The organism is Candidatus Poribacteria bacterium, assembly GCA_026706025.1.
GTDB lineage: Bacteria > Poribacteria > WGA-4E > WGA-4E > WGA-3G > WGA-3G.
Genome location: JAPOZO010000068.1, coordinates 37520 through 50921, shown reverse-complemented (window position 1 = coordinate 50921; position 13402 = coordinate 37520). Strand labels below are relative to the sequence as shown.

The window sequence follows — 13402 nt, the reverse complement described above, 5'->3', positions numbered from 1 at the left end:
TAAAAATATGGACTGGCTCCGTTTTGGCAATCCCGAATATCTCCATCTTCTATGGGCAGTGCCACCTCTAATTTTCTTATTTCTCTTTGGACTGCGACAGAAGCAGAATGCCCTGCTACGATTCCACAGTAATGTCGATTCCACGCATCTAAAACACCATAAGATTCAAGCCGGATTGTTGCTCCTAAGTTATCTTTGCATCACGCTCGCAATTGCGCGTCCGCAGTGGGGCGCGAAACCCGAATCAGTCGCTGAGCGGTTGGATGTTATGATAGCACTTGATATTTCAACGAGTATGCTCGCGGAAGATGAGAAAACCGTTCGGCGACTTGACCACGCCAAGGCGTCCATATTCTCACTGTTAGATGCGCTTGAGGGGGACAGGATCGGATTACTCTACTTTGCAGAGGCGAGTTTCGTGGTATGTCCTCTGACGAGTGATACTGTAACACTCAGGGAATTCTTGGAGGCGATAACCGTAGAAACGCTTGCGCACAGTGGCACCCGTATTCGTAACGCTATTGAAACAGCAATAGATCGACTTATTCCAGATCAAAATCGGACAACAATCACGTCCGATTTCGGTGGACAGAAGGTCCTGATTCTTTTTTCAGACGGAGAGGATCACGGACGCGGGGCAGTTGAGGCGGCGAAAACAGCGACCCAGAGAGGTGTACATATCTATTGTGTCGGTGTTGGTAGCCCTGTCAGGTCTGTGCCTATACCACTGCCGAGCGATACCGGGACAGAAGCTACACCCTACAAGCGTGATGCCAATGGTCAACTCGTGCTTACAGCGTTAGATGAGACGCGCTTGCGAGAAATCGCCAAAGCTGGAGACGGCAACTATTACCATGCAACAGCAGGGATTACGCAGTTAGCAACGGATTTAGCACGGCTCGAAAAGCAAAAATTCAGAATCCGCGCTGATGGCGACTATCAAGACCGCTTCCAATGGTTTGTTGCTGGGGCGTTAATTTTGCTTATCTGTGAGGTGCTACACTTTACCCTATTGTTTCGCAAACCACGCCGTTAAAAACCGAACAGTGTTGGTTAGGATTCGGTTGATATTATGCTTTTTTTAGGGATAACCCGCTTGGACGGAAGCGCATCAAAAGAATGAGGATGATTCCGAAGATGAGGTATCGAGCGTTGCCGAATTGGTAGGGAATAATGAAACCAGGTCTCAAAACTTCACCTAAAGAACCGAGAATCGCTGCGCCTATCATGGCACCTCGGATACTTCCCATACCACCGAGGACTACCATACACAAGATCAAGATAGATTCCCAAAAATCAAAGAATGGCACACTGATACTAACCTGAAATTGCGCAATGAACCCTCCACCGAGTGCTCCAATCGCAGCACTCACAGCGAATGCCAGCGATTTATAGCGACTGACGTTAATTCCCATACTTTCTGCTGCCTGTTCATCTTCACGGATAGCGACCCATGCTCTACCGACACGGGAATGCTGTAGCCGATAAGTGATAAAGACAACCAACGTTAGCAGGATAAGAATATGGTAGTAGTTATGCCAATTTTGATTGAAGGATACTCCAAAAAGTGTAGGAGAGGGGATGCCACGCAGCTGACCGTTTGGCGCGCCAACCAACCACTGTTCGTTTCTCACAATACGGAAGAACAACTCAGCAAAACCAAAAGTAACAATCGCAAAGTAATCACCGGTAAGTCGCAAAGTCGGAGCACCACGCAATAACCCCCACACGGTTCCATGTAGCACAGCGAGGGGGAGGGCAACCCAATAACTAACGCCGAGCCGTGCCATCAGTATGCCTGCTGTATAACCACCGATAAGGTAAAAACAGACATACCCCAAATCGAGTAATCCAGTAAATCCGCACACAATGTTCAGTCCGACCGCGAGCAGCATGTAGACGCATGCCCGAACGATAATCCGTAGCATATACTCGCCACCCGGCCATCCAAGATAGATACCGTACTTTGACAGAAAAGTAATTATGTCATCTACACCATACATCAGTAAGGGTAAAAAACAGACAACTAAGCCAAAGGTTATAGTTTTGGGTGTGAGTTTATCTTTCATATTAAGCTCGATTTGCTGTTGATTTTCCGAACAGTCCAGATGGACGAATAACAATCACTGCAATCATGATAATATAAGCAATTGCTAACCGATACCCTGAGGAGATGTATCCGGCTCCGAAAACTTCGGCTAAGCCGATGATGATGCCGCCGAGCATTGCGCCTGTGATGTTGCCAATACCGCCAAGAACGGCAGCTGCAAACGCTGCGACCCCTTTGTAATACCCCATAGTAGGTGTAATATTTTCGCTCAAGCCTACCATTATACCAGCAACTGCCCCTAAAGCGGAACCAATAGCAAATGTTACTGCAATGACTTGGTTTGTCTTAATTCCCATTAAATTTGACGCTACACGGTTTTGTGCACAAGCCCGCATCGCTTTACCTATTTTGGTCAGGTAAATCAGTCTGTTTAAGGCGATCATTAAAACAACTGCCAGTAAGAGAATAGACACGTCACGATAAGGGAGGATACCCCCGCCCGGCAGGGGTATGGCGTTTAAAATCTCGCCTGTTTGCATATTGACTTCGCTTACGAGGAATGCTGGAAGCGTTTCGGTTGGAAATTGCTGGGGTCTCGCTGACCAAATCATCCGGGCGAGGTTTTGAAGCACAAGGGATATGCCTATCGCTGTAATCAACGCCGATAAACGCGGCGCGTCCCGAAGGGGTCGGTACGCTACGAGGTCTATCAACATCCCTAACAGTGCACATAGGAGCATACTGGCGGGTAATGCTATCCAAAACGGTATATTGAAAACCGCAATAAGCATCAGGGCGAGGTAGGCACCAAACATAAAAATCTCGCCATGTGCGAAGTTAATCAACTGGATAATGCCGTAGACCATGGTATAGCCTACGGCAATAAGTGCGTAAATGCCGCCTAACACCAACCCGTTAATAAATTGTTCCAATAATTGCGCCATAATTAACTTCTTCGGGTGTTAACCTTGTAGAAAAAAAAAGACTCTGGACGTTTCTGCTGCTTACCTTCTGCTTTGAATAAAACTGCTTATTTCAACTCAGACAGCTGTTTCTCTGCGGCAACAAATTGTCCATCTTTCACAATTTTTACGTAAGCCGGTTTGTTAACGGTATCACCTTTTACATCAAAATAGGTTAACCCTGTAATCCCTTGGTAACCTTCTTCAGGTGTGTCTAAGGAGGCTAAATGCTCACGGATGGCTTTTCGGTTATCTGCAATGGATGCTTCGGTGTTATAAGTTTTTTCAAGTGCTTCAGCGATCATTCCGACGGCATCATAGGTCAATGCAGCCCATGTATCAGGAGCTACACCGTGAAGTGTCTCAAAATCCGCTGCCATCTGTTGTGCCTCTGCGCCCCCTGCGCCAAATGTAAAAGGTGTTGTTAGATAAACACCCTCTGCGGCGGAGCCTGCGATTGTGAGGAAATCTGGTGAATCCACGCCATCGGCACCGAAAAACTGTGCGGTAATCCCAGCTTCACGTCCCTGTTTAACAATTAAGCTCGCTTCCGTGTAGAGTCCAGAGATAAAAATAGCGTCAGGATTTTTGGCTTTAATGCTCGTGAGTTGTGCCTTAAAATTGGTACTATCTCTTTCATAAGCTTCCGAAGCGACGAGGGTAAGTCCGATTTTCTCGGCTTCCGCTACGAACGCGTTTCTTAGACCACGACCATAAGCATCATTATCAAAGAAAACAGCAACCGATTCAATACCCATCAAGACGTTATCAAGATATTGCGCAATAAATTTCCCCTGAAAACCGTCGTGGTACAAATTTCGGAAGGTCCACGGGCTTCCTTCACAGACTTCTACAGCCGTTGACCCCGGGGACAGTTCAACAATACCTGCGCGGTCATAAATTTCTTGACCGGCTAATGAGCAGTCACTATTAAAATGTCCAACCACTGCGACAATTTGCGGGTTGTTGGCGATGCGTTCTGCGACGAGGCTTGCCTCTGAACCTTTGCCAGCATCATCTTCAAAAAGTAGCGTCAGTTTCATACCGTTGATGCCGCCTGCTTCGTTAATTTCTTTTTCCTTCAGCTCAGCACCGCGTCGGATCATTTCTCCAAACGCTGCAGCCCCACCTGTATAGGGTGCTGCAACGGCGACTTTTAACTCTTTTTGTGGTTTCTGTGTTTCGCTTGTATTCTTCTTATCTTGAGGTTGACATCCGAAAACGGACACAAACCCGACTATTAGCAACCCTACAAGCCAATTTCTCATGTTATCTATGCTCCCTTCATTTTCTGACAAATCTTGCGTGCTATCAATCCGAAATATGCTTATTTTACGGCAAAATCTGTCTGAAGTCAATTTTAAATTTCAATTTATCTTCTTTGCCATCTGAACGGACGATCCGAACGTCTGGCACAATAATTCTGAGATCCGTTGCATGACTCTCAAGACGGTCAAAAATTAAGAAACCGCTCCGTTTCGCGCCGGAGAATAATTTACCGCTTTCAAAAACAGTGTCCTCTATCACAATACGTCCCCACTCTAACGCCTCAGCATCTACATAAGACTGATAATAACCGTAGTAAGAGGGGTAAGTCGTAGCGGCATAGGGATACGCAGCATTCCATGGATCACCCTGCGAGAGATTCACGTCGTCGTAAAGTGAATCAAAGTAATCGTTAGGCAAATTCGCGTATTGCGCGCCGTTTGCATCCATGAGTATCGCTGCGTCTTCGACAAGAACGCGACGATTCTCGCGATTGTGGACTATAATCTCAAACACTGTGTAGATAGGTTCAACGGCACCGTTCCTCTTGACGATAAGGTAGGGATTCGCTTTCGGATCTTCGGTGAGCGTGAACAATTCCACTTCATCAAGTGGTTTGATAGTAACAGCAACGCCCTTTTTTACGACAGTTGCGGCCCCTGTTTCTGCATTGATCTCGGCGTTAAACCGTCCCGTAATAGGTTCCATATAAACATCGATTGAGGGTTGTGGTGCAGCAGCACATCCTGCCAACAATGCCCCTGTGAGCAGAAGCAAACCGATGCTGCACATAAGTTGATACCGGAAATTGATGCGATTTTTCCTGCGAGCCATGAGTTTAACCCTCCCATGTAATTATATTTTACGCAATGTGAATTTCATTGTCAAGATTTTTATTTTTTAATAGATATAGGTTGCCGGAACTACATGTGATACGCAACCTATCGTTAAAACTCCCATTTTAACAATGTGGTGCGGTTATGCCAGACGAGCATCCCTGTCGCAGTCCCGATTGCCGCGCCAACGACTACATCCGAGGTATAGTGCCGCCCTAAATAGACACGTGAGAAACTAACGAGACCTGCGCCGATATAGAGTGGAATTCGCCATTTCGGATACCGATACCCTAAAATTGTCGCAACACTGAACGTAATGGATGCATGCCCTGATGGCATCGCTGGGTTCCCGAGTGTTTCATCAAGAGGTCGTTTCCTGCCGACCAATCTTTTCATCCCAAAGGTTATGATCCCCGCTCCCATGTATGCCGAAGACAAAAGTTTTCCAGTTTCCCGATGGGATTCATTTCCATAAGAAAATAGGAGGATTGAGGCACCCATCACACCTCGGTAATCTCCGAGCCTTGAGATGCCTTTCATGCCTGTCCATATCGGCTCTTGACGTGGTGGTGAATCGTAGATACGGTCAAAAAGTGTTTGGTCCCAGCGTGACAGGAAATTTTCAGCATTCGTTTCTAATCCTGTCATGAAAGTGCAGAAAACCGTAATACATATAAACCACGGTTTAAAGCCTCTCGCGAAGATGTAACTGACATACCGATACTGCATTATGAAATTCCGCTTGACCTATGACGTTGTATCTTTTATAATTTCGTGAGATGAAGATTAAAAAATTAATTCGGTAATTTGTTGTGAAAGTCCAGTGCGGTTGCATGAAGATTAATTTATTAATTCGGTAATTTCTTGGCGAAGCCCGGTGCGGTTAGGAAACCGCCCCTACCGGGCCTGGGAAAATGTAGAATTACCGATCCATTTTCTTAAACTTCATCAAACCGCACCTACCGACCTGGGGAAAAAAGATGCAGATACGCAATGCCGTGGTTGAGTATGATATCAAGGAAGCGGCGGCGATGCTTGATATCTCACCAGCCGCCCTCAAATGGGCAGTTGACGCTGAACACCTGCAGTGTTACTATCGACGCGGCAAAAATGACTATCGGTTCCATGAAGCGAGTCTCCGCGCCAATAAAGAACTACTCTCACAAGACGATTATCGCACCGAGTTACTCAACGCGTTTTCGGTTTCAGAGATTACCACGGAGCCTGACGCTTCGGAAGCGGATCCACCGTCCAAGCCATCCGATCCATAACCCGTTCCTGCATTTCCAGCCTGATAGCCGTGTGATCAGAGGAATCCCAAAGATTGTCTGTTTCTTGTGGGTCCAAGTGAAGGTCGTAGAGTTCTCCGCCACCGGTTCCGTGGGCGACGACGATTTTATGCTGTTTGCTTCGCACCATAGTAGCATGCGCGGCAGGTTCGCGGTGCCATCCCATGGCGTTATAATACTCGCAATAGACATCATCGCGGTGTGTATTTAACGCTTTTTTGCCCATCAACAGCGGCAATAGACTCTGTCCTTGCATACCGGCATAAGGTTCCATATCGCTTGCCTCAAGCAGTGTCGGTGCCAAGTCTACTAATTCCACAAGTGCGTCCGAACGTGCGCCGTTGTTCAGCATTCCCGGTCCAGAAATAATCAGTGGCACACGGACAGCAGGTTCATAAAAGTAGGGTCCCTTTAGATAAATACCGTGGTCACCGAGCATCTCGCCGTGGTCGGATGTGAAGATAACAATCGTGTTTTCGCGCTGTCCGGTTTCTTGCAAAAAGTCCAGCAAGCGTCCAACTTGCGCGTCGATGACATCAATCATCGCCCAATATGCAGCCCGGACCCACTGATGATCTGTGTCGCTCATTTCGGCATAAGGGTATCCAGACCTATTGCCATAAGCACCGGCATGATCAACCTGTTGCCAGATCGGTTTATTGTCGAGTTCGCCTTCAACATAGTTAGGCAGCGGAATATCATCAAGTATATCGCGATATCGTTCCAATGCTGCTACTGGTGGGTCAAATGCGTGGTGCGGGTCAAACATATTCACCGAGAAAAGCCAGGGCTGCTTAAAACGTTCAGCACTTCCGATAAACGACATTGCACGCTCGATGGACCATGTCGTTTGGCTGTGTTCCTCTGACGGAATCACTTGGACATATTTCGATTCTTGAAACGGTTTACTGTCTCGGCAGAGACCTTTATCGCGTAGCCATTGGATATAGTCGTGCGTGAACCAAGCATCGCTCGGATCGTGTGACCAAAAGAATTGATCATAGCCATCATCAATCCGTTCTTCTGTCCCTTTGCAGACGCGTGGATTACAAGGTGCGAGGTGTAATTTTCCGGATAAACCGCAGACGTATCCAGCATCGCGGAGTAACTTCGTCACCAACACTTCGTCGGGTGGGATTGCTTGTCCATTTTGCCTACATCGTGTTGTACGTGGGTAGCGTCCGGTGAGAAAACTGGCTCTGCTCGGTGTGCAGACCGGACTTTGCGAGTAGGCGTGTTGAAAAAGAACGCCTTCTTGTGCCAACCGGTCCAAATTCGGTGTCTCAACAAATGGATTTCCGTAACAACCTAACGAATCAAACCGCTGTTGATCGCTACAAATCCAGAGTATATTGGGTCGGTTAGCCATGTGTCCTCTTTTTTTAATATTTAGGCAAATTTGATAGGCGCGCTTCACCAGCACGCCTACCGGAAAATGGTTTGAATCCTTCCCACTTTCGTTAATGTGCTTTAAGCCTGCCCCAAGTAGTTGCGAGTTTATCTTGTGCTTCTACTGCAGTGAGCACTGCGCTAAGCCCGTTATTCATGATGTTATTGACCTCTTCCGCTGACAAACCGCGTTTCCAGATATTGAGGTCGTCCATCAGTCCGGTGAACGGACGGTTATTGTCAATGTTATAGCCGACACGTGCCCCCTGATCCCAATCGCCTGCGATAGGCGTACCGACGCGAGCTGCTTCTTCACCGGCTTTTTCACCGTTGATGTAAAGTACCGCTAACCCATCTGCCCGACTGAATGTGCCGCCGTAATGTATCCATTCATTCGCCTTGTTTTCGCCACCACGAATGTCGAATATCGTTGTACCACCGGGACTCCGATTGAGCCAGCGATAATTTCCGCCCCCGCGCGCTTCTGGGTGGACAAGCCATGTATTATCGCCTGCGCGGGCGTTGAAAATCGCCATATCTGAAACGGCTTCAACGTTGAGCCACGCGAGAATACTCATACCTTCGGTAGGGATGTCTTCAGCCTTAACATTGGGACCATCTAAATCCAGAAAACTGCCGGATGCGAAATGGGCGGCTTTCCCGATCTTTCCATCATTAGACTGTGTAACATCTCCATTAATCTCGCCATCGTAGCCACGTCCAGACTTTTCAATGACGGTATTTCCATCAAAGTCTTCATAGTCGAAATACAGTACCAAATCCGGATCTAAAATCTGAGCGGATGCTTCCTGAATTTCTGCTATAAGCATACAGAGCGCACTGATCAGAAGTAAGCACATCAGATAAGCGGTTAGTATAAGGTTTCGTTTCATTAGTTTGGGGTACTCCTTTAATATGAATCATCCGTTTATTTTGATGCCTTAAGTTTTCCCCAGGTCGTCGCCAGTTTACCGCGTGCTTCCACAGCGAGAAACGCGTCAACGCCTTCGTTCATAATGGTATTGACTTCTTCTTCAGTCAAGCCGCGCTTCCAGACGTTCAGGTCATCCATGAGTCCAGCGAAGGGTCGGTTGTCGTCAATGTTATAGCCGACGCGAGCACCAGAATCCCAATCTCCGGCAATAGGTGTACCGACGCGAGCTTTTTCTTCCATAACGTTTTTTCCGTTGATGTAGAGAACAGCTAATCCGTCTGCTCGGCTGAACGTTCCAGCGTAATGCTGCCATTCATTGGCTTTGTTATCGCCAGCCCGAATATCAAAGATAGTTGCCCCACCGGGGCTACGATTGAGCCAACGATACTTGCCACTCCCACGTGCTTCTGGATGTACAAGCCATGTGTTGTCGCCAGCACGGGCATTGAAAATCGCCATATCTGCGATGGCTTCAACGTTGAGCCACGCGACGATACTCATGCCTTCGGTAGGGATATCATCAGGGTCGATATTGGGACCGTCTAAGTCAAGGAAGCTGCCAGTAACGAAATGGGCGGCTTTGCCAAACTTCCCGTCATTAGACTGTGTGACCTTTCCGTTGATCGCGCCGTCGTAACCGCGTCCGGATTTTTCAAGGACAGTGTCTCCCTTGAAGTCTTCATAATCGAAATACAGTACTAAATCCGGATCTAAGGCCTCCGCCGACGCGAATTCTGTCGTATGTAAACAGAGCGCGCCTATCAGAAGTAAGCATACCAGATACGGGACTAACCTACAATTCGATGTTAAAGATATTAAATTGCGTTTCATTTTAAAATCTCCTTTGACTTTGATGAATTGTTCGTTCATTTTTTTTCAAACGACTTCTCGTATTAAAAGTTTACCACTTTTCTATTCGGGTGTGCAATGGAAATCAAAATTTTCTTGATTTTAACTTCATTTTGCGGTAGACTGATTTAAAATATGGATGGGAAATTTAAGGTGTCGAACGGGGGCTAAGGTTGCAAAGTGTAGGAATTATTCCGGCTCGCTATGCCTCAAGCCGTTTTGAGGGCAAGCCATTAGTGGATCTCCTTGGAAAGCCGATGGTGCAGCATGTCTATGAAAGTGCTTGTCGCGCAGAAACGCTGGATGAAGTGATTGTCGCAACGGACGATCGCCGGATTTACGACGTGGTAGCCGGATTCGGTGGAAACGTTGAGATGACAGGTGCGTGTGAAACTGGGACCGAACGCGTCGCTGTTGTCGCGGAACACTTAGCGTGTGATATTATCGCCAACATTCAGGGAGATGAACCGTTACTTAAACCTGCGCAAATAGACCTGATGCTGCGACCTATCCTTGACAAACCAGAGATCCAGGTTTGTACGCTAAAACAGCGAGTTAAAACCATTGTAGATTATCGGGATGTTAACGTCGTGAAAGTCGTCACAGATCTTCACGGCGATGCGTTATATTTTTCACGTGCATCTATGCCCGGTAGCGTCCCTGAGACGGCGTTACATAAATTCCCTATATATCGGCATGTCGGGTTGTACGCTTACCGACGGGAACAACTCCTCGCTTTCACGAAGTGGAGCAGAACCCCCTACGAACTGGCGGAGGGTTTAGAGCAGTTACGCTTCTTGGAGAACGGTATCCCTATTCATGTCGTCGAAACTGACACTCCGCTTATTGGGGTTGATGTTCCTGCCGACTTGGAACGGGTCAAACAGATTTTGGAGGCTTCATAGGATACTTTCATGACAAAATACATTTTCGTGACGGGCGGCGTTATCTCAGGCATCGGTAAAGGCATTACGACCGCATCTCTCGGCAGGTTGCTTATCAATCGCGGGTTTAAGGTGATTGTCGTCAAAATTGATCCATACCTTAACGTTGATGCGGGTGTGATGAATCCATTCCAACATGGTGAAGTTTTCGTCACCCGTGATGGTGCGGAAACCGATCTTGACTTAGGCAATTATGAGCGGTTTCTCGGTATAGATCTGAACAAATATTCTAACTTTACCACCGGTTCTGTCTATAAGGAAGTAATTGAGAAGGAACGACGGGGCGACTATCTCGGTGAAACCGTGCAGCTGATTCCGCACATTACGGATGAGATCAAGCGACGCATCTACCAGATCGGTGAGGATAACGAAGCTGAAATCGTTATTACGGAAATAGGCGGAACTATCGGCGATTTTGAAATGCCACCTTTCGTTGAAGCCATCCGACAAATGGCAGTCGAGGTCGGACGCGAGGATACAATGTTCCTCCATGTGTCACTCATTTATACCTTACCCAATGGCGAGAGCAAGAGTAAACCGACACAGCATAGCATCCGCAAACTCCAAGAGTTGGGGGTACTGCCAGATGTCCTACTTTGTCGCACCAGCCAAATGCTGGATGAAGCTTTCCGTCGGAAAATTGCCCTTCTTTGTGGTATTACTGAAGAATGCATTTTCGAGGGATTGGACACAAAGTGTGTTGATGAAATACCTCTTAATTTTGAACGACAAGGGATGGGACATCTCGTTTTAAAGAGGCTTGGACTTGAGACACGCGCGCCGATGGATGCCGAATGGTGCGCGATGGTCGAAAAATTAAAAAACCCGAAACGGAAAGCCCGAATTGCGATTGTTGGAAAATACACGACCGGCAACGATGCTTATATCAGTGTTCAGGAAGCTCTCAAACATGGTGGAATCGCTAACGAAACCTCGGTCGACATTGAGTGGATAGAGGCGGAGTCGCTCACGGAACATCCGAACCTTGACGCTGTTTTTGAGAATGCTGATGGGATACTCGTACCGGGTGGGTTCGGTTATCGCGGTATTGAAGGGATGTTGGTTGCTGCACGATACGCCCGTGAAAATAAAATCCCGTATTTGGGATTATGTCTCGGCATGCAGTGTCTTGTAATTGAGTTTGCCCGGCACGTTGCGAAACTAAAAAATGCAAATACCACAGAAGTAGACGAGAATACACTCTATCCGGTTATAGATTTAATGCATGAACAGCGTTCAATAGCCGACCTCGGCGCAACAATGCGACTCGGACATTATCCGTGTGTACTTAAAGAAAATACTAAAAGTTATGACGCTTATCAGCAACCTATTATTTTGGAGCGTCACCGTCATCGCTATGAGTTAAATAACCTATACCGATCGCAATTAGAATCGGCGGGACTCTGTTTCAGCGGGTTGTCGCCGGACGAAAGTCTCGTCGAAATCGCTGAGGTAACGGATCATCCATGGATGGTAGGTTCACAATTCCACCCCGAATTTCAATCCAAGCCGCTTGCGCCACATCCGCTTTTTCGTGAATTCATCGCAGCGGTGCTCTCCTATCAATCCGAAATGAAAATATGAAAGGAGAAGAAGAGCAATGAACAACACAGCTAAAGTTCGTTCCCGTGCTTGGTACGGGGATGAGGAACTGACGCTGAATTTTCCGATCGATTGGGAAGTTGAGGTATTAGGTCCGAAAGACGCGCCTGCCCTTTCTGATGCGCAAATTGAAAAGGCATTTGCTGAGCCGATTGGTACCCCGCGTATAGCAGAACTCGCGAAGGGGAAAAAGAGTGCCGCTATTGTTGTTGATGATCTGAGCCGTCCGACCCCTGCCGCGAGAGTTATCCCGTTTATCCTACGTGAGTTGGCATCGGCAGGTGTCCCGAAATCCGAGATCCGATTTGTTGTTGGGCCCGGCTCCCACCGTCCGTTGACCGATCAAGAGATCGCGACAAAAATTGGGACAGATGTAGCGGCTGAATATGAAGCGACGAACCATGATTTCCTGAGCGGTGATCTACGTGCCCTCGGTAGCCTTGATAATGGGATGCCTATCTATATTAACCGTATTGTTGCAGATGCGGATTTTAAAATCTGTGTCGGTGGTATTTATCCGCACAGTTCTGTCGGTTTTACTGGGGGGGCAAAGTTGATTGTACCTGGTGTCTCAGGATTCGCGACAATATTTTACTTTCATACCTATTCATCAAGCCGCGGTCCAGGAATTATTGAGGGGGAAGAAGGCGATGAACCTGACCGACGCGCTTGTGCTGAGCTGGCAGCAAAAATTCTTGGACTTGATGCCATTGTAAACATGACGCTGAATACCCATCGTGAGATCTCTGGCGTGTTCTTAGGGGACTTTGTAAAAGCGCATCGTGCGGGTGCGCGTTTCGCTTTGGAGACTTATAGTACACCGATATCCGAAACGAGTGAAAAAGCGACTAATTTGATTGTGGCGAACTGCTATCCACTCGATTCTGATGCAATCCAACTGGATAAGGCACTGGCAGCCTTTAGTTATTTTCAGAACGCCTATACATTGGCACTCTATCCTGCCAGTGATGGCAGCTGCTACCACGGTCTGTACGATAGACTTGATTATCCGCGCTATCTCCAGCAGCGCGCGGAACAGATTCCGATGGAACCACCAGTGCCGCAAATCGGACCCCGCAACCAACTACACGTCTGGTCTGAGTACTTTGGCGCAGATGAATTCTACAAAGAATACCCAGCTGCACGCCTCTTTCGCAACCTTGAACAAGTGATTCAGCTCTTTGCAGAGAAACTTCCAAAACACGCACGCGTCGGTGTTCTGCCAGCAGCCGGAATTCAGATATTAGGGGAACAACATCGGGGTTAAAAACCTTTCTATAA

Annotated in this window: 13 protein-coding genes; 5 read left to right on the top strand and 8 right to left on the bottom strand. The window is 47.4% G+C overall.

Features of this window, described 5'->3' with window-relative positions:
* Positions 1-1036, top strand: a 1036-nt coding sequence (locus tag OXH00_17630; GenBank protein ID MCY3742840.1) for a VWA domain-containing protein, incomplete at its 5' end; no start/stop codon positions are given.
* Between the two features lie 34 nt (positions 1037-1070).
* Here the strand turns inward: OXH00_17630 and OXH00_17625 are convergent.
* The 5 genes from OXH00_17625 to OXH00_17605 all read right to left on the bottom strand — a co-directional run bounded on the left by OXH00_17625 (position 1071) and on the right by OXH00_17605 (position 5843).
* Positions 1071-2069 carry a branched-chain amino acid ABC transporter permease gene (locus OXH00_17625; protein MCY3742839.1) on the bottom strand — a complete coding sequence of 333 codons (999 nt, stop codon included), beginning with the start codon at positions 2067-2069 and terminating at the stop codon, positions 1071-1073.
* A gap of 1 nt (position 2070) precedes the next feature.
* Positions 2071-2994 carry a branched-chain amino acid ABC transporter permease gene (locus OXH00_17620; GenBank protein MCY3742838.1) on the bottom strand — a complete coding sequence of 308 codons (924 nt, stop codon included), beginning with the start codon at positions 2992-2994 and terminating at the stop codon, positions 2071-2073.
* A gap of 86 nt (positions 2995-3080) precedes the next feature.
* Positions 3081-4280: an ABC transporter substrate-binding protein gene (locus OXH00_17615; protein ID MCY3742837.1), complete on the bottom strand. Its 1200-nt coding sequence runs from the start codon at positions 4278-4280 to the stop codon at positions 3081-3083.
* A gap of 64 nt (positions 4281-4344) precedes the next feature.
* The gene (locus OXH00_17610) at positions 4345-5112 is read right to left on the bottom strand and encodes a hypothetical protein (GenBank protein MCY3742836.1); all 768 of its coding nucleotides are present in this window, start codon (positions 5110-5112) and stop codon (positions 4345-4347) included.
* Between the two features lie 113 nt (positions 5113-5225).
* The gene (locus OXH00_17605; GenBank protein ID MCY3742835.1) at positions 5226-5843 is read right to left on the bottom strand and encodes a phosphatase PAP2 family protein; all 618 of its coding nucleotides are present in this window, start codon (positions 5841-5843) and stop codon (positions 5226-5228) included.
* 251 nt (positions 5844-6094) lie between these two features.
* On the opposite strand from OXH00_17605, the gene OXH00_17600 reads away from it, so the two are divergent.
* Positions 6095-6385 (top strand): helix-turn-helix domain-containing protein, encoded by a 291-nt coding sequence (locus OXH00_17600; protein MCY3742834.1) that lies wholly within the window; start codon positions 6095-6097, stop codon positions 6383-6385.
* On the opposite strand, the gene OXH00_17595 is transcribed toward OXH00_17600, so the two are convergent.
* The 3 genes from OXH00_17595 to OXH00_17585 form a co-directional block, all read right to left on the bottom strand.
* Positions 6327-7772 (bottom strand): sulfatase-like hydrolase/transferase, encoded by a 1446-nt coding sequence (locus tag OXH00_17595; GenBank protein ID MCY3742833.1) that lies wholly within the window; start codon positions 7770-7772, stop codon positions 6327-6329. The genes OXH00_17600 and OXH00_17595 overlap by 59 nt on opposite strands.
* Before the next feature lie 91 nt (positions 7773-7863).
* Complete coding sequence (locus OXH00_17590) at positions 7864-8685, bottom strand: LamG domain-containing protein (protein ID MCY3742832.1); 822 nt, start codon at positions 8683-8685, stop codon at positions 7864-7866.
* Between the two features lie 35 nt (positions 8686-8720).
* A complete protein-coding gene (locus tag OXH00_17585; protein ID MCY3742831.1) occupies positions 8721-9557 on the bottom strand; it encodes a LamG domain-containing protein in 837 nt (278 codons plus the stop codon).
* Between the two features lie 191 nt (positions 9558-9748).
* On the opposite strand from OXH00_17585, the gene kdsB reads away from it, so the two are divergent.
* Genes kdsB through OXH00_17570 form a run of 3 tightly spaced genes read left to right on the top strand, consistent with a single transcriptional unit; the run spans position 9749 to position 13388 of the window.
* Positions 9749-10480, top strand: a complete 732-nt coding sequence (gene kdsB, locus OXH00_17580; protein MCY3742830.1) for a 3-deoxy-manno-octulosonate cytidylyltransferase — start codon at positions 9749-9751, stop codon at positions 10478-10480.
* A gap of 9 nt (positions 10481-10489) precedes the next feature.
* The gene (locus OXH00_17575) at positions 10490-12103 is read left to right on the top strand and encodes a CTP synthase (GenBank protein MCY3742829.1); all 1614 of its coding nucleotides are present in this window, start codon (positions 10490-10492) and stop codon (positions 12101-12103) included.
* A gap of 16 nt (positions 12104-12119) precedes the next feature.
* On the top strand, positions 12120-13388 hold the full coding sequence (locus OXH00_17570; GenBank protein ID MCY3742828.1) for a lactate racemase domain-containing protein: 1269 nt from the start codon (positions 12120-12122) through the stop codon (positions 13386-13388).
* Positions 13389-13402 lie beyond the last annotated feature (14 nt).